Origin of the sequence: Curtobacterium sp. ME-Dv--P-122a, from assembly GCF_030209645.1 — a bacterium.
Classification (GTDB): Bacteria; Actinomycetota; Actinomycetes; order Actinomycetales; family Microbacteriaceae; genus Curtobacterium; species Curtobacterium flaccumfaciens.
Map to the genome: position 1 here is coordinate 69344 of NZ_JARVRO010000006.1, position 15033 is coordinate 84376.

Annotated in this window: 20 protein-coding genes; 4 read left to right on the plus strand and 16 right to left on the minus strand. The window is 72.0% G+C overall.

Features of this window, described 5'->3' with window-relative positions; genetic code table 11:
- Window positions 1–2: 2 nt before the first annotated feature.
- The gene (uriH, locus tag QRN49_RS05075; RefSeq protein ID WP_027467145.1) at window positions 3–1034 is read right to left on the minus strand and encodes a uridine-preferring nucleoside hydrolase UriH; all 1032 of its coding nucleotides are present in this window, start codon (window positions 1032–1034) and stop codon (window positions 3–5) included.
- A gap of 162 nt (window positions 1035–1196) precedes the next feature.
- On the opposite strand from uriH, the gene QRN49_RS05080 reads away from it, so the two are divergent.
- Complete coding sequence (locus QRN49_RS05080; RefSeq protein ID WP_284754148.1) at window positions 1197–2195, plus strand: LacI family DNA-binding transcriptional regulator; 999 nt, start codon at window positions 1197–1199, stop codon at window positions 2193–2195.
- 324 nt (window positions 2196–2519) lie between these two features.
- Here QRN49_RS05080 and QRN49_RS05085 read toward each other — a convergent pair whose 3' ends face one another.
- From QRN49_RS05085 to QRN49_RS05125, 9 genes are all read right to left on the minus strand, one after another.
- Window positions 2520–4193 (minus strand): MDR family MFS transporter, encoded by a 1674-nt coding sequence (locus QRN49_RS05085; RefSeq protein ID WP_284754149.1) that lies wholly within the window; start codon window positions 4191–4193, stop codon window positions 2520–2522.
- A complete protein-coding gene (locus tag QRN49_RS05090) occupies window positions 4190–4810 on the minus strand; it encodes a TetR/AcrR family transcriptional regulator (RefSeq protein WP_260688197.1) in 621 nt (206 codons plus the stop codon). Before QRN49_RS05090 ends, QRN49_RS05085 begins: the two co-directional genes overlap by 4 nt.
- A 51-nt stretch (window positions 4811–4861) precedes the next feature.
- Window positions 4862–5344 (minus strand): GNAT family N-acetyltransferase, encoded by a 483-nt coding sequence (locus QRN49_RS05095; RefSeq protein ID WP_246566111.1) that lies wholly within the window; start codon window positions 5342–5344, stop codon window positions 4862–4864.
- A 97-nt stretch (window positions 5345–5441) separates the two neighbouring features.
- A complete protein-coding gene (locus QRN49_RS05100) occupies window positions 5442–6131 on the minus strand; it encodes an HAD family hydrolase (RefSeq protein ID WP_284754157.1) in 690 nt (229 codons plus the stop codon).
- 54 nt (window positions 6132–6185) lie between these two features.
- Window positions 6186–6827 (minus strand): MBL fold metallo-hydrolase, encoded by a 642-nt coding sequence (locus tag QRN49_RS05105; protein ID WP_284754159.1) that lies wholly within the window; start codon window positions 6825–6827, stop codon window positions 6186–6188.
- Window positions 6828–6885: 58 nt separating this feature from the next.
- The gene (locus QRN49_RS05110) at window positions 6886–7311 is read right to left on the minus strand and encodes a MarR family winged helix-turn-helix transcriptional regulator (protein WP_284754161.1); all 426 of its coding nucleotides are present in this window, start codon (window positions 7309–7311) and stop codon (window positions 6886–6888) included.
- A 79-nt stretch (window positions 7312–7390) separates the two neighbouring features.
- Complete coding sequence (locus tag QRN49_RS05115; protein WP_284754163.1) at window positions 7391–7963, minus strand: DUF3618 domain-containing protein; 573 nt, start codon at window positions 7961–7963, stop codon at window positions 7391–7393.
- Window positions 7960–8403, minus strand: coding sequence for a phage holin family protein (locus QRN49_RS05120; RefSeq protein WP_051597109.1), 444 nt, complete (start codon window positions 8401–8403; stop codon window positions 7960–7962). The genes QRN49_RS05115 and QRN49_RS05120 overlap by 4 nt, the downstream gene beginning before the upstream one ends.
- Window positions 8400–9230, minus strand: coding sequence for a hypothetical protein (locus QRN49_RS05125; RefSeq protein WP_284754168.1), 831 nt, complete (start codon window positions 9228–9230; stop codon window positions 8400–8402). The genes QRN49_RS05120 and QRN49_RS05125 overlap by 4 nt, the downstream gene beginning before the upstream one ends.
- A gap of 146 nt (window positions 9231–9376) precedes the next feature.
- Here QRN49_RS05125 and QRN49_RS05130 point away from each other — a divergent pair, with 146 nt between their 5' ends.
- Together QRN49_RS05130 and QRN49_RS05135 are read left to right on the plus strand one after the other, a co-directional pair.
- Window positions 9377–10132, plus strand: coding sequence for a glycosyltransferase family 2 protein (locus tag QRN49_RS05130; RefSeq protein ID WP_244993350.1), 756 nt, complete (start codon window positions 9377–9379; stop codon window positions 10130–10132).
- A 111-nt stretch (window positions 10133–10243) separates the two neighbouring features.
- Window positions 10244–10888 carry a hypothetical protein gene (locus QRN49_RS05135; RefSeq protein WP_284754171.1) on the plus strand — a complete coding sequence of 215 codons (645 nt, stop codon included), beginning with the start codon at window positions 10244–10246 and terminating at the stop codon, window positions 10886–10888.
- A gap of 9 nt (window positions 10889–10897) precedes the next feature.
- Here the strand turns inward: QRN49_RS05135 and QRN49_RS05140 are convergent, their stop codons facing one another.
- Window positions 10898–11515: a helix-turn-helix domain-containing protein gene (locus QRN49_RS05140; RefSeq protein WP_284754173.1), complete on the minus strand. Its 618-nt coding sequence runs from the start codon at window positions 11513–11515 to the stop codon at window positions 10898–10900.
- Window positions 11516–11573: 58 nt separating this feature from the next.
- Between QRN49_RS05140 and QRN49_RS05145 the strand changes: the two genes are divergently transcribed.
- A complete protein-coding gene (locus QRN49_RS05145; protein WP_284754175.1) occupies window positions 11574–12557 on the plus strand; it encodes an NAD(P)/FAD-dependent oxidoreductase in 984 nt (327 codons plus the stop codon).
- Between the two features lie 60 nt (window positions 12558–12617).
- Here the strand turns inward: QRN49_RS05145 and QRN49_RS05150 are convergent, their stop codons facing one another.
- The 5 genes from QRN49_RS05150 to QRN49_RS05170 are packed head-to-tail and all read right to left on the minus strand — an operon-like array spanning window position 12618 to window position 14883.
- On the minus strand, window positions 12618–13283 hold the full coding sequence (locus QRN49_RS05150) for a pentapeptide repeat-containing protein (RefSeq protein WP_071404847.1): 666 nt from the start codon (window positions 13281–13283) through the stop codon (window positions 12618–12620).
- A 34-nt stretch (window positions 13284–13317) separates the two neighbouring features.
- A complete protein-coding gene (locus QRN49_RS05155) occupies window positions 13318–13728 on the minus strand; it encodes a DUF6314 family protein (RefSeq protein WP_282819200.1) in 411 nt (136 codons plus the stop codon).
- A gap of 20 nt (window positions 13729–13748) precedes the next feature.
- Complete coding sequence (locus QRN49_RS05160; RefSeq protein WP_209082480.1) at window positions 13749–14279, minus strand: hypothetical protein; 531 nt, start codon at window positions 14277–14279, stop codon at window positions 13749–13751.
- The gene (locus QRN49_RS05165; protein ID WP_284754182.1) at window positions 14276–14527 is read right to left on the minus strand and encodes a hypothetical protein; all 252 of its coding nucleotides are present in this window, start codon (window positions 14525–14527) and stop codon (window positions 14276–14278) included. Before QRN49_RS05165 ends, QRN49_RS05160 begins: the two co-directional genes overlap by 4 nt.
- A complete protein-coding gene (locus QRN49_RS05170) occupies window positions 14527–14883 on the minus strand; it encodes an SHOCT domain-containing protein (protein ID WP_284754184.1) in 357 nt (118 codons plus the stop codon). Before QRN49_RS05170 ends, QRN49_RS05165 begins: the two co-directional genes overlap by 1 nt.
- Window positions 14884–15033: the final 150 nt, after the last annotated feature.

The window sequence follows — 15033 nt, forward strand, 5'->3', positions numbered from 1 at the left end:
GTTCAGCGCTCCGGGGTCGTGGTGATGCCGGCTTCGACGGCGTCGGCGGCGGCACGTGGGGTCCAGCCGGTGTCGGCCGTCTCGCCGATGCGCTCGAGGGCGTCGACGACGAGGTCCCAGAAGCGGCCGTGGTCGAGCTCCATCGCGGCGCTCGTGCGGCAGTCCTCGGGTGCGGGGGCGCGGAAGTCGGCGACGGTCATGCCGAGGGTCAGCGCGCCCTGGGTCTCGACGTGGATCGGGACCTTCACGGCGCGGACGATCGTGGGGTCGATGACGTACGCGACGGCACAGGGGTCGTGGACCGGCGGGGCGTCGAAGCCCTGGGCGTCCTTGTAGGTCTGGCCGAAGAAGTCGAGCAGCTCGCCGACGAACGCGGCGGGGGCGGTCCCGACGCCGGCGATGCGCGCGGCGACCTCGGGGGTGGCCAGGGCCTGGTGCGTCAGGTCGAGGCCGACCATCACGACGTCCCAGCCGGCCTCGAACACGATGGCCGCGGCCTCGGGGTCGATGACGATGTTGAACTCGGCGACCGGGCTCCAGTTGCCGACGTGCACGCCGCCGCCCATGAGCACGACCTGCTTGACGCGCTCGACGATACGGGGCTCCTTGCGGGCCGCGAGGGCGATGTTCGTCAGGCCCCCGGTCGGCACGAGGGTGACCGTGCCGGGCTCGTGGGCCATCACGGTGTCGATGATCAGGTCGACGGCGTGGCGCTCGTCGAGGTCGAACGACGGCTCGGGGAGCATCGGGCCGTCCAGGCCGCTCTCGCCGTGGATGTCCGGGGCGACCTCGATCTGACGCAGCAGCGGACGGGCGGCGCCGGCGGCGAACGGCACCCCGGTGATGCCGGCGATGCGGGCGACGGCCAGGGCGTTGCGGGTGACCTTCGGCAGGGTCTGGTTGCCGACGACGGTGGTCACCGCGAGCAGGTCGATGGCCGGGCTGCCGTGGGCGAGCAGGAGCGCCACGGCGTCGTCGTGGCCGGGATCGCAGTCGAGGATGATCTTCGCGGCGGGCTGGGTCGCATCGGGCACGCTGGGCGCTCCACTTCTTCGGGGAATCGAGGTGAGTGCTCGACGTGGTGGGGATCCACGAGCCGGCAGAGCGCTGGCGACGTGGCGCGTCAAGCGTTTGACATCGAAACACGTCAAACGCTTGACGTCAAGTTCGACCACCACGCTCGCTAGCATCGACGGGTGCCCTCCCCCGCCGTTCCGAGCCGTCGTGTGACCGCTGCAATGGTGGCCGAGCGTGCGGGCACGAGCATCGCCACGGTCTCCCTCGTCGTGAACGGCAAGGACCGCGGGCGGGTCTCCGCTCCCATCGCCGCACGGGTCCGCGATGCCGTGGACGACCTCGGCTACGTCGTCGACCACGCCGCGAGTTCGCTGGCGCGCGGCAGCGGCGACCTCGTCGTGTTCATCGCCCCCGACCTGTCGAACCCGTTCTTCGCCGAGGTCATCCGTGGCGTCCGCGACACCCTGGGCGACCGGTTCCAGCTCGTGCTCTCCGTCACCGAGCGGGGTGCGCAGCCCGTCGCGGCCGACGTCCGGCGCTTCGAACGGCTCCGGCCGGCCGGCATCCTGGTCGACGCACCGGCCGCCGACGAGCCGATGTCGGCGAGCGTCCCCGTGGTGCTGCTCGACGCCCCCGGCGGCCCCGAGGCCGTCAACTACGACCTCTCCACCGGCGTGCACGACCTCGTCGCCCACCTGCACGACCAGGGGCACCGGCACGTGGGCTACCTCGACGGCACCTCGAGGGCGGCGACGTTCGGCGTGCGCCGCGAACTGTTCGAGCAGGCCTGTGCGGAGGCCGGCATCACGGTCTCCGAGGTCACCGCCCGCGCCGACCTGACCGTGGAGGCCGCGGCCTCGGCCACCGAGCACGTCATCGAGGCCTGGCGGGACGACGACGTCACCGCCGTCGTCGCGGCCGCGGACACCCTGGCCTACGGAGTCCTGCGGGTCGCCGGCGCGCTCGGCATCGCCGTCCCCGGCGCACTCGCGGTCGCGGGCTTCGACGACCTGCCGTCGTCGTCGGTCACCGCGCCGGCGTTGACGAGCGTGGCGCTGCCCGGCGCCGACCTCGGTCGGGCTGCGGCACTGCGCCTCCTCGCGACACTCGACGGCACGGCCGCCGAGCCCGCGGCCCTGCCGACGCGGCTCGTGCCGCGCGCGAGCACCGGCGCGTAGCGCGCCGCGCCGGCGCCCGAGCCGGGCCCGCGAAAGCGACACATCTCGCACGTCCGAGGCGGCAGGTCCACGAAAGCGACAGTTCGACGCGGATGTTCCGCGGAGAACTGTCGCTTTCGCGAAGGAGGCGGGCTGGCCACGCGCCGTGGGCGCGGACGCGCCGGTCTGGAGGCCCGGTGCCAGCCCGCACCGCGCCTCCAGGGAGCGACGGGCGCGACCACCCCGCCAGGGCGACAGATCCTGCCGCCCACCGCCCGGCAGGACCGCGAAAGCGACAGATGTCCGCGGACATTCCGCGCAGATCTGTCGCTTTCGCGAGGCGGGCTACTGCTGCGTGCGGTCCGTCGGATGCGCCGCCGCGTGCTCCGCACGGGCCGCGCGCTGCGCGCGCTCGAGCTCGTCGGCCTCGTCGCCGCCGACGGCCTCGCCACGGGCGACCATGCCGGCCGTGTCGGAGAGCGTGATCTGCGGCAGGAACAGCGCGAGCAGGAACGCCACCGCGATGAAAGGCAGCAGGTACCAGAACACCGGTGCGAGCGAGTCGGCGTAGGCGTTCACCACACCGTCCTGCACCGCCGGCGGCAGGCCCGCGACGGTCGACGGGTCGATGCTCCCCGCCGACGACGCCGCATCGGTCGCCGACCCACCGGCACCGCGGAACACGTCGGTCAGCGACGTGGTGAGCCGCGCCGTGAAGAGCGCACCGAAGACGGCGGTGCCGAGGGAGGCGCCGACCTCGCGGAAGTAGTTGTTCGTCGAGGTCGCGGTCCCGACCTGCTCGGCGGGCACGGCGTTCTGCGCGACGAGGACGACCACCTGCATGATCAGGCCGAGCCCGGCACCGAAGACGAACAGGTACGCGCAGATCAGCCAGATCGGGGTGTCCGCCGCCAGCTGGGTCATCGCGAGCATCGCGATGGCCACCAGGACCGTGCCGACGATCGGGAACATCCGGTAGCGCCCGGTCTTGGTGATCAGGACACCCGAGGCGATCGAGGTGCCGATCAGGCCGGCCATCATCGGCAGCATCAGCAGGCCGGAGACCGCAGCCGAGGTACCCGAGGCCATCTGCAGGAACGTCGGGACGAAGCCGATCGCGGCGAACATGCCGATACCGAGCACGAGGCCGATGCCGGTGGCCAGCAGGAAGGTGCGGTTGCGGAAGAACGACAGCGGGAGCACGGGGTCCTGCGCACGGGACTCGACGAACACCAGGAGCGCTGCCGAGACGACGAGACCGGCGAACCAGGCCCAGGTCTCGGGGGCGTCCCAGCCGTGGTCCTTGCTGCCGCCGAACTCCGAGAAGAACACCAGGCACGTGGTCGCGGCGGACATGAACAGCACGCCGAGGACGTCGATGCGCTTCGTCGCCTTCTTGTTCGGCAGGGTCAGCGCGAACCACGCCACGAAGAACGCCGCGATGCCGACCGGGATGTTGATGTAGAACGCCCAGTTCCAGGTGAGGTGGTCCACGAAGAAGCCACCGAGCAGCGGGCCACCGATGGCGGACAGGCCGAAGATCGCACCGAGCGGGCCGAGGTACTTGCCGCGCTGCGAGGCCGGGACGATGTCCGCGATGATCGCCTGCGACAGGATCATCAGGCCACCGCCGCCGAGCCCCTGCATGGCGCGGAACGCCACGAGCTGCGTGAAGTCCGTGGCGAACGCGCACCCGGCCGACGCGATGGTGAACAGCGCGATGGCGATGAGGAACAGGTTGCGGCGACCGAGGACGTCGCCGAACTTGCCGTAGACGGGCATCACGATGGTGGAGGCGAGCAGGTACCCGGTCGTCAGCCAGGCCTGGTGCGCGACGCCACCGAGTTCGCCGACGATGGTCGGCATCGCGGTGGAGACGATGGTCTGGTCGAGGCTGGAGAGCAGCATCCCCGCGATCAGGGCGGAGAAGATGATCCAGATGCGACGCTGCGTCAGGAGCAGCGGGCCGTCGGAGCCTGGGCGGGCACGCTTGGTGGTGCCCGGCGCGGTGGCGCTCATGTGGTGTGTTCCCGTTCGGTCGTGGTGACCGCCCTGAGCAGGCGGAGGTTCTCGGTGAGCAGCTCGTCGAACGTCGGTCCGGTGGCCTCGTCGAAGGCGTCGTCGAAGTACGTCTCCGCGGTCACCTTCAGCAGCGCGGCCGCGGCCTCGGTCACCAGGCGCGCCCGACGGTCGCCGGGGTCGTCCCACCCGAACCGACGGCGCACGGCCACGGTGACCCGGGCGAGCTGCACGTCGGTCGCCGACAGGAACCGCGCGACGAGCGCCGGCTCCCGCTCGAAGACCCGACGCATCATGGCCTCGTCGGCACGGACGAACCCGACCCGGCCGAACTGGTCGATCGCCAGCGCGACGATCGACCCGAGGGGGTCGAGCTCGCCGGGGACGATCCCGCCCGCGGCGTAGGCGTCGATCGCCTCGACGTCGGCGTTGAGCTCGATGCCGAGCACGGCGTCGTCCTTCGACCCGAAGTGGTTGAAGAACGTGCGGCGCGACACCCCGACGGTCTCGCAGAGCTGCTCGATCGTGAAGCCGTGCAGCCCGTGTTCGACCGTCGTCCGACGTGCCTCGACGATCATGCGTCGGCGCAGCGCGCGGGTGCGTTCGGTGGTGCTCACCGAGCAAGAATTGCACTCTCGCTTCGAAAGTGCAATCTGGATCGGGTCGAGTCAGAGCGTCTTCTCGAAGCAGAACGACCACGGCATCGTCGCGGCGTAGGGCTCGTAGACGTCGATCTGGTCCCAGCCGGTCTTCCGGTAGAGCGCCACGGCGTCGGGCTGCTTGTCGCCCGTCTGCAGGATGAGCCGCGGGGCGCCGAGTTCACGGCCGACGCGCTCGCACTCGTCGAGCAGTGCGGTGGCCGCACCCTTGCCGCGCGCGGAGGCCAGCACGATGAGGCGCTTCAGTTCGACCTCGTCACCCAGACGCCGGACGGCGATGTGCCCGACCGGTTCGCCGGACTCGTCGAGAGCCAGGATCGACGTGACGACGGTCGACGGGTCGACGCTCAGCGCACGACCCCGCTCGGCGGTGACCGCCGGGTCCTCGCCGGCGTTCGCCGACCCGTAGCGCTCGTGCATCTCGTCGTCCATGCGGGCGCGGAGCACCACGCTGCGGGGGTCGTCCCAGGACACGCGTTCGATCGTGATCACGAACGTCGATCCTGGCACGGGCGAGCGACGACGCGGAAACCGAGGCGCCTGTCGGGCGCGACCGGCGCCGCCCGTCAGGCGCGACCGGCGCCGCCCGTCAGCCGAGCTGGCCGAGTGCCGCGATCGGGCCCTCGCCGGCGCGGAACGCTGCGAGCACGGCTGCCGCGTCGTCGTACACCTCGGCCGCCCCGGCACCGCGGAGCTCGTCACCGCCGATGCCGCCGGTCATCACGCCGACGCACTGCACCCCCACCTTGCCGGCGGACTCGACGTCCCACATGGCATCCCCGACCATCACGGCGTCGTCAGCGGAGACCCCGGCCTTGTCGAGCGCGACCCGGATGATGCCGGGGTCCGGCTTCGCCTGCTCGACGTCCTCGGAGCTGGTCTCGGCGGTGACCCACTCGCCCGCGTCGAGCAGGTCGCGCAGGCGGGCGAGTTCGGACTCGGGCGCACTGGTCGCCAGGACCACGGCGTGCCCGGCCTCGGCGACGGCCTGCAGGAGCTCGCGTGCACCCGGCAGCAGCCGGAGCCGCGGCATCTGCTCGGCGTAGTAGGCGGTGTGGAACTGCTTCGCGGTGTCGCGGGTCTCCTGGGACGCGTCCGGCAGCAGCGTCTCGAGCAGCTTCGCCGAGTCCATCCCGATCGCGCGGTGGATGCGCCAGGCGTCGACGGACTCCCCCGCCGCCAGGAACGCCCGCCACCACGCGTCGATGTGCGCGTAGTTCGAGTCGGCGAGGGTGCCGTCGATGTCGAAGAGGACTGCTGTCGTGGGTGCGTCGGCCATCCCACCATGCTGCTCGGGAGGCCCGGATCGCCTCCCAGCGGCCGCCCGCGTCCGTCAGACGGTGATCGTCTCCCCCGCCGGCAGGATCAGGACGGGCACCGGCCCGAGACCGTCCGGACCGAGGAAGCGCGCGGCGGACTGCTGGCCGAGTTCGCTCAGCATCGCCTCGTGGATCTGCACCGCTCGCTCGGGCGCCACGGCGCGCACGTAGTCGACGGCCTGGGCGGTGTTCGTCCACGGCCCGCTCGTCGGCAGCAGCAGGGTCGGCACCGGGACACCGGGCTCGAGGTACGCGTCGCCCGGGTGGAACACCGCGCCGTCCACCAGGTAGCCGACGTTCGCGGTGGAGGGGATGTCGGGGTGGATGACGGCGTGCTGCTCGCCGAAGACCCGGACGGAGAACGGTCCGACGGTGATCGTGTCGCCGGCGCGCACCGCTGCGACCCGCCCGTGGTGTTCGCCGAGCTGCTCGACGACGGTCTCCGGACCGCGGACGACGAGGTCCGGGTTCGCCGCGAGCCCCGCGCGCAGGGCGTCGATGTCGAAGTGGTCGGGGTGGTCGTGCGTGACGAGGACGCCCGCGGCGCCGCGGACGAGGTCGACGGCCTCGGGCGTGAACACCCCGGGGTCGATGACGAGGGTGACGCCGTCCTGCTCGAGGACGACGGTGGCGTGGTTGTACTTCGTCAACTCCATGCGAACAACTGTACAGCCGTGTTGTACTTCTGCGGCTGCCCAGAATGTGAGCGGTCGTTCAGTCGGCTCGGCGCGCGACCCGTTCGAACAGCTCGGGCAGACGGCGGAGCAGGGCACGCTCCTCGGCGTCGGTCTCCTCGCGGATCGCGTCGGCCAGCCAGTCGGTGCGGGCGTCCATGTCGCGGTGCAGGGCGGCTCGGCCGGCGTCCGTGATCCGGATCACCGACGCTCGACGGTCGGTGTCCGACGCCGTCCGGTCGACGTAGCCGAGGTCGGCCAGCTCGCCCACCGTGCGGGACTGCCCCTGGTGCTTCACGCCGCGGCGGCGCGCGAGTTCCGCGATCGTCATCGGGCCCTCGCGGTGCAGGAACCCGAGGGTGGTGGTGTGCGTCGCCGGCAGCGCGTCCGCCTCGCGTCGTGCGGCACGCACGACCCGGCCGATGGACTGTCGGAGCTCCGCAGCGAGCTCGTCGATCGGGTCCATGCCCGGAACGCTACCGCGTGACGGACCGGAGGCGCGGTGCCAGCTGGCACCGCGCCTCCTGTCCGTCACGGGGTTCCGCTCAGCTGCTGCGGACGTCGTCCGCCGCACCCTGCGCGTTGTCCTTGACGTCGGACGCGGCCCCCTGCGCCTCGCCCTTGACCGCCTGCGCGGCGTCCTGCGCGGTCCTGTTGAGGTCCTGCGCGTGCTCCTTCGCAACGTCGCCGAGCTGCGAGCCGACGTCCTTCGCCTGCTCCTTGACCTCGTCGACGAGCGGTGCCGCCTTGTCCTTCAGCTCACCGGCGAGCTCTTCTTCCTTCTCGGTGGTCGGCAGGAGCGACGACACGAGCCAACCGGCACCGAACGCGATGAGGCCGACGGCCAGGGGGTTGCCCTTCGCCTTCTCGACGCCCTTCTGCGCGACGTCCTTCGCCTGGCCGGTCGCGCCCGAGGCGGAACCGGAGGCGCTCGAGCGGGCCGACTGGGCCGCGCCCATCACGGACTCACGGACGTCATGGAACCGGCCCTTCACCTTCTCGCTCTGGCGGTGGGCGATGGACGACGGGCTGACCTTGTCGGCGAGGGCGTCGACGTCGGAGCCGAGTTCGCCGCGGGTGCGCTCGATGTCGGCGCGGATCTCGTCTGGGGTGCTCATGGCTTCCTCCCGGTGTTGGGCTTGAGTGTCTCGGGGACTTCCTTGGCGGTCTCGACCGTCTGCGGGGCGCCCTTGATCTCCTTGATCTCCTTGCGCCCGCGGACGGCCAGGATCGCGGCGACGATCGCGTAGACGACCGCGATGATCAGGGCGGACCAGGCGTTGCCGATCAGGTAACCGAGGCCCCACCACGCGGCGATCGACAGGAACAGCAGGGCGAACACGGCGGTGAGTCCGGCGCCGCCGAACATCCCGCCCGCCTTGCCGGCCTTCTTCGCGGAGTCGGTCAGCTCGGCCTTCGCGAGGGCGACCTCCTGCCGGAACAGGCTGGAGAGGTCACGCGACACGTCGGACAGCAGCTCACCGAGCGGTGTGGTCGCGGCGCGCTCCTCGGGCGTCGGTTCACCCAGGGGTGTCGCGCCGGGGACGGACTGGCTCATACGCCACTCCCCGATCCGGTGGTGCCGTCGCCGGCCTCCTTCTCGTGCTTGACCTCGGTCGCGAGCGCCTTGGTCAGGCGTCCGGCGAGCAGGCCAGCACCGGCGGCGATCGCGATGAAGGTGCCGGGGCGCTTCGCGGCGAAGGTCTTCACCTCGTCGAGCAGCGAGCCCGGGTCGCGGTTCTCGAGGAACCCGGCGGCCGAGGTCGCGCGGCCCGACAGGTCCCGGACGACCTTCGAGGCGACGCCCTGCTCGTCGTCGTTCTCGGCCATGCGACCGAGCTGCTCGCCGAGGGAGCGGAGTCCGCCGGCAGCGCGCTGCTGCTGCTCGCCGGCCTGCTGCTTGAGGTTCTCGGACGCCTGGCCGTAGAGCTGCTTGGCGTGGTCGGTCGCCTCGGAGGCGACCTTCGACGCCTGCTCCTTGGCGGTGCCCGCGACGTTCGCGGCCTTGTCCTTGGCGTCGCCGGCGACGTCCTGCGCGGCACCCTTGGCCGCGTCGGCCTTGCCGGAGCCGCTGCCCGAGTCACTACCGGAGCCGCTGGCGCTGCCGGCGCTGCCGGAGCTGCCGGCGGATGCGGCGGACGGGACGGCGGGGAGCTGCTCGTCGGCCGGGACGGCGTCGAGGGGTGCGTCGAACGGCACCTCGGCGGCGCTGTCGCCGTACGGGTCGTACGTCTGGGGCGCACCGGGGTCGGTGGGTCGCGCGGCGGGGGTACCACTGGCGTACGACGGCACCGTCACGCCGGGGGCGACCTCGTGCCCCTCGGAGGCTGCGGTGCGGTCGTGGATGGGCGTCCCGGAGTCGTTCCCGGGTGGGTTCGTGGTCATGGTCGGCCTTCCGGTTGTCGTCGTCCCCGGCGTGCACCGGGGGCGTTTCGCAACGAACGTGCGCCGTGCCCTCTTGGGCCGGTCCCAGGATCACCGGGAAACGCGGTCCGGCAATCCGCACAGGCGACAGCCGGTTGGATCGACGGGTGCTCCGTGTCTCGGTCGTGATCCCCGTGCGGGACGACGCCGTGCACCTGCGGCGGTGCCTCGCCGCCCTCGCGGCCCAGACCCGGCCGGCCGACGAGGTCGTCGTGGTCGACAACGGCAGCACCGACGACAGCGCGGCGATCGCCCGGGACGCCGGTGCGGTCGTGCTCACGGAGCCGGTGCGCGGGATCGCCCGGGCCTCGGCGCGCGGCTACGACCGTGCGTCCGGCGACGTCGTCGTGCGGCTCGACGCCGACTCCGTCCCGCCGCCGTCCTGGATCGCCGACGCGGTCCGGCTGCTCACCGACCCCGAGGTCGTCGCGGTCACCGGTCCGGGACGGCCCCGCAACGGTGGCGCCGTGGTGCGCCGACTGTGGAACGCCGTGTACATGGGCCCGTACTTCGTCCTGATGTGGAGCGCGCTCGGGCGTCCGCCGCTGTTCGGGTCTGCCATGGCGATGCGCCGGTCGACCTGGGCCGCGGTCGGTGGGCGAGCGCACCGCGACGACGCCGAGGTGCACGACGACGTCGACCTGAGCATGCAGCTCGACCCGGCCTGGCGGGTGGTGGCCGACCCCGTGCTCACCGTGCAGGTGTCCGCGCGACCGTTGGCGGGCCTCCCGTCCGTCTGGGTGCGGACCCGACGCGCCTTCCACACGTTCCGCGTGAACGGCCGGCGGGCCAACCCGGTGCGCCGGTGGGCGCGACGGTTGCGCTCCGGGTCACGATCGCGGCGGTGGTGGCGCAGCCGCTGACCGACGGGGTCAGGGGACAACGAATCGGTGACGGTCTCAGCCACCTCGGACCTCGGTCGGTACGTTCGTGAGCGAAGGTCACGACCTGACGCGACCGGACGAAGGGGAACCATGCGCCACACGATCACGCTCGCTGCCCTGGTGGCTGCGGGCCTCGCCCTGACCGGCTGCGCCCAGGCCGGACCGGCCGGACCCGCGAGCGACACCGCGACCACCGCTGCCGACCCGACGACGGCACCGAGCCCGACCGACACCACGACCGCTCCGAGCCCCACCGACACCGGGGCCCCGAGCGACGAGACCGTCACCGTCCCGGCCAGCTGCACCGACCTGATCACCCCTGGCAAGTGGGACAAGGCGTTCGCATCGGCACCGCTCAACGACCCGTCGGTCGTCGGCGACCCGATCGCGATCCCGAAGAGCTCGTTCACCCCGGCGCTGCAGAGCGACGGCAAGCGCCTGTACTGCGTGTGGCGGGAGCCGCAGGCCGACATCTCGTACCTGTCCATCGCGGTCGACGCCGTCGACCCGGCCGCGGCCCGCGACGCGCTCGAGCAGCTCTCGGCGAAGGGCTACGACTGCGGCGACGAGTCCGACGGGTACCTGTGCCAGAAGGTCTCGAAGAACTCGCAGTACCCGGTCACGGACGGCGACACGTACTTCACGCGGGGTGACCTCGGCATCCACATCCAGCAGTCGAACATCGAGACGACGGATCTGCTCGACGACGTCGTGGCGAACGTCTTCACGGACTGACGCAGCGGGTCACCGGGCGGGTCGAGACCGCACGTGCGCCCGCTCACCCTGCGGCCCGTACAGGCACAGCACCTCGGTGACGGAGTCGGTCACGTTGCCCATCCAGTGCGGGGTGTGGGTGTCGAACTCGGCGACCTCACCGGGTCCGAGGTCGAGGTCGTGCTCCCCCAGCACGAGGCGGAGCCGTCCGGACAGCACGTAGAGCCACTCGTAGCCCTCGTGCGTCTTGAGCGACGGCTCCCCACCCGGGGTGTTCGGCGGGAACAGCTGCTTGAAGGAGCGCACCCCGCCGGTCCGCTTCGTCAGCGGCACGACCACGCGGCCGCCGTGCACCTCGGGCTTCATGTGCACGCGCGGGTCGCCGGTCTGCGGTGCGCCGACCAGGTCGTCGAGGGGCACCTGGTACGCCCGGGCGAGGGGCAGCAGCAGTTCCAGCGTGGGCTTCCGCTGGCCGGACTCGAGCCGCGACAGGGTGCTCACCGAGACCCCCGTCTGCTCGGACAGCGCGGCGAGCGTGACGTCGCGGTGGGCACGCAGCGCGCGCAGGCGGGGGCCGACCCCGTCGACGACCTCGGCCGTCGTGCGCGGGGCGGTCGTGTCCTGCTTGCCGTGTCCCATGACGGCCATGTTGCCACACCGGCAAACTTCGTTGCTGTTCACGCTCGATCCGCCGCATGATCAGCGCATGCCTGAACACTTCGACGTCATCGTCATCGGCGGCTCGGCCGCCGGCCTCTCCGCCGCCCTCATCCTCGGCCGTTCGCGGCGCTCGGTGCTCGTCGTCGACTCCGGCGAGCCCCGCAACGCCCCGGCGGCCGGCGCGCACAACTACCTCGGCCACGAGGGCGTCGCGCCCGCCGAGCTGGTCCGCATCGGTCGCGACGAGGTCGCCGCCTACGGCGTCCAGGTCACGGCCGGGAGGATCGTGGCCACGTCCGCCGCGACCGGTGACGGTCACGACCCGGTCGGCTTCTCGGTCACGCTGGACTCCGGCGCGATCGTCACGGCGCGAAGGCTGGTCGTCGCCTCCGGCGCCGTGGACGTCCTGCCGGAGGTCCCGGGCCTGGCCGAGCAGTGGGGGCGCGGGGTCGTGCACTGCCCGTTCTGCCACGGGTGGGAGATCCGTGACCAGCGGATCGGGGTCCTCGTCACGACGCCGAACGGCGCACACCACGCGCTCATGTTCCGGGCGCTGAGCGATCGGGTGACCGCGTTCCTGACCGATCCGGCCCTGATGGACGACACCGCCCTGGCCGGTTTGGCCGCCCGCGGCGTCTCGGTCGTCGAGGGTCCCGTCGCCGCCGTGGTCTCCGAGGGTGACCGGCTGACCGGGGTCCGGCTCGGCGACGGGTCGTACGTCGAGCTCGATGCCCTGGCCACGGCGAGCCGGCCCGAGGCGCGGGTGGACTTCCTGTCCGGGCTCGGCCTCGCCGCCACCGACCAGTTCATGGGCGACCACCGGTTCGCGACGGCGCTGACCGTGGACGCCGCCGGGCAGACCGCCGTGCGCGGGGTCTACGCAGCCGGCAACGTGACGGCCCCGATGGCGACGGTCATCGCGTCGGCGGCGGCCGGCACCCAGACGGGCGCGGCGGTGCACGGCGACCTGGTGCAGGCCGACCTGGCGGCGGCGCTGGCCGGGGTCAGTGCGGCCGATGTTTCGCGCTGAGCGACAGTTCGCGGGGCCGGGCGGGCGTGGAGTGTCGGTGAGCGCGAAACCCGGGCTCGGTCAGTCGACGCGGTAGCCAGCCTGTGCGGCCAGCAGCGGCGCGAGCGTGTACAGCTGGTCGGCGCCGATCGTGGCCCCGCGGAACCCCTCGAGCCGCTCGACCCGATCGAGGTCCGCTCCACGCAGGTCCACGTGGTCGATGCGGGTGTTCGACCCCTCGGCGGCGCGGATGCTGCTGCCGTCGAACGACACCCGCAGCAGCTTCGCGTCGGCGATGTCGAGCTCGTCGATGACGCAGTCGCGGAACACCACGTCGGTGATCGTCGAGCCGCGGAGGTTCACGAACCCGAACTTCATGCCGACGAACTCGACGCCGTTCAGCCCGGAGTCGTACAGCTCCGCCGAGCCGACGCGCCCGCCGGAGACCCGGACCTCGCGCCACGTGCTGCTCGACGCCCGCAGGATCGGGGCGTCGAGCGAGTCGATGATCGAGTCACGGACCCGGAGCCCACGGAAGTCCGCGTCGTCGCCCCGGAACGTGTCGATGACGCACTCCTCGATCTCCAGGTCGGGCAGTCGCTCGCCGGCCAGGTCGAGGACGTCGATGCGCTTGCCCTCGATGCGGTCACCCGTCAGGACGTCACCGGGTGCTGGCACCCAGTCCTCGAGGTTCGTCGGTTCGGTCAGGGTGATGCGCGGGGCGTCGGTGCCGGAGGAGCGTGCCATGACCCCAGTCTGGCGGTGACCGCCGACCCGCGGGTCACGACCCGGGTCGGGTGAGGACGCTGTCCAGCCGGTAGTCCTTCGCCGGTCCGCGCGCTTCCCACCGCACCGTCCAGCGGTCTTCGTCGCCGTCGAAGGCACCCGTGTAGTCGTCCGGAGCGCAGGCGTGGGCGACGCTCGTGCCCCAGACCCAGTCGTGGAACACCCGACCGTCGGAGAAGTGCACGGTCCAGCCGCCGGTACTCGTCCGCCGCAGGGCCAGGGTCCGTGACACCGGGGTCGTCCGGCCGTCGAAGGTCATCACGCCCGACTCGTCCCAGCGCACCTCGCCGTCACCGACACGGGTCAGGGTGGTGGTCCCGGTGACGATCCCCGTGGCACCGGCGCGGTGGTCGCGCACGGAGCGGTGCAGGTCCCACACCCCGAGCAGGTCCGTCGGCAGCAGCACCCGACCACTCTACGTCCGGGTCAGCGAACCCCGCGGGGTGGCGGGTTCACGTCGTCCTCGGGCTGGACACTCCTGGGGATCAGGGCCCGGAGCCCCACGACGACGGCACCGCCGACCGACGCCGCGAGGATGCCGAGCGCGATGCCGCCGGTGGAACCCTGGCCGTAGTTGGACCACGGCAGACCGACTGCCCACTGCACCGCAGGTCCGACCACCAGCAGGGCGCCCGTCGGCGCCACCACGACGATGAACTTCCGCGCACTGCTCCACTCGGGTCGCAGCAGGGTGATCGCTCCCACCAAGGCCGCGATCGACGCCGCCCCGTAGACCCAGGACGAGCCGGACAGGCGCCAACCGTCGAAGGCGAGCCAGTCCTGGACACCCTGCACGGTTCGCTCCCACGCGTGCGCCCGCTCCGTGCGCCCGGAGACGATGGGCAGCGGCCACCCGATGACCGCGAGCACCCCGGTCACCGCGGAGACGACGCCCAGGACCCGCGACCAGAAGCGCGGTCCGACAGCGGGCTCGACGTCGAAGTCGGGGATGCTCAACCGCGCAGGGCCTCGGCCCGCGCGGCTCGACGCTCGTCGTCGGTGATGACCCCGCGGGCGTGCAGCTCGTCGAGTTCGAGGAGCCGCTGTTCCGGCGAGCTCCGACGGGCACCGTGCGGGCGCCGACTGCGGACGACCGCGATGCACACGGCGACGATGACCGCGACGACGATGAGCGCCATCAGCAGGGTCCAGACGAGGTCGTAGACCGGCGGGATCAGGGGGTTGTGCACTTCTTCGGAGGCCATCATCGTGCGCGCAGCGCTTCGGCTCGGGCGCTGCGGTGCTCCTCGTCGGAGATCACGCCGCGGGCGTGCAGGTCGTCGAGTTCGGCGAGCCGCTGTTCGAGCGGCTTGTCCGGTGCGAACGTGCGGCTCTGCATCGCCTGGTACGCGATGTCCTCCTGCATCGTGAGCGGGTTCTGACCACGGTCGGCCATCCGCTTGCCGCGGTAGAGCGACAGGATGACGATCGTCAGGGTCGTGAGGATCGCCAACGCGGCGACGACCCCGAACGCGATGCCGAACCAGCCGTCGAACAGATCGGGCATCCCCGACTCCCCCGGACCCTCGAGCTCACTGAACGCGGACCAACTGAGCACCATCGCGCTCCCCCTTCTCACAACGACGAGCGAAGCGTAGCGCGAGACGGCGAACACGAGCGGACGTTCCTTCCCAGAACGCCCGCGATGGAACGTGGAACCGGGCGTACCTGGTCGGGACTTTCGACCCGGTACGCCCGAAATCACCCGGTA

Coding starts and splice junctions, on each gene's coding strand:
- QRN49_RS05085 (WP_284754149.1), bottom strand. CDS start 4,193: ATGAGCGCCACCGCGCCGGGCACCACCAAGCGTGCCCGCCCAGGCTCC.
- QRN49_RS05100 (WP_284754157.1), bottom strand. CDS start 6,131: ATGGCCGACGCACCCACGACAGCAGTCCTCTTCGACATCGACGGCACC.
- QRN49_RS05105 (WP_284754159.1), bottom strand. CDS start 6,827: ATGGAGTTGACGAAGTACAACCACGCCACCGTCGTCCTCGAGCAGGAC.
- QRN49_RS05110 (WP_284754161.1), bottom strand. CDS start 7,311: ATGGACCCGATCGACGAGCTCGCTGCGGAGCTCCGACAGTCCATCGGC.
- QRN49_RS05115 (WP_284754163.1), bottom strand. CDS start 7,963: ATGAGCACCCCAGACGAGATCCGCGCCGACATCGAGCGCACCCGCGGC.
- QRN49_RS05120 (WP_051597109.1), bottom strand. CDS start 8,403: ATGAGCCAGTCCGTCCCCGGCGCGACACCCCTGGGTGAACCGACGCCC.
- QRN49_RS05125 (WP_284754168.1), bottom strand. CDS start 9,230: ATGACCACGAACCCACCCGGGAACGACTCCGGGACGCCCATCCACGAC.
- QRN49_RS05135 (WP_284754171.1), top strand. CDS start 10,244: ATGCGCCACACGATCACGCTCGCTGCCCTGGTGGCTGCGGGCCTCGCC.
- QRN49_RS05140 (WP_284754173.1), bottom strand. CDS start 11,515: ATGGCCGTCATGGGACACGGCAAGCAGGACACGACCGCCCCGCGCACG.
- QRN49_RS05145 (WP_284754175.1), top strand. CDS start 11,574: ATGCCTGAACACTTCGACGTCATCGTCATCGGCGGCTCGGCCGCCGGC.
- QRN49_RS05150 (WP_071404847.1), bottom strand. CDS start 13,283: ATGGCACGCTCCTCCGGCACCGACGCCCCGCGCATCACCCTGACCGAA.
- QRN49_RS05165 (WP_284754182.1), bottom strand. CDS start 14,527: ATGGCCTCCGAAGAAGTGCACAACCCCCTGATCCCGCCGGTCTACGAC.
- QRN49_RS05170 (WP_284754184.1), bottom strand. CDS start 14,883: ATGGTGCTCAGTTGGTCCGCGTTCAGTGAGCTCGAGGGTCCGGGGGAG.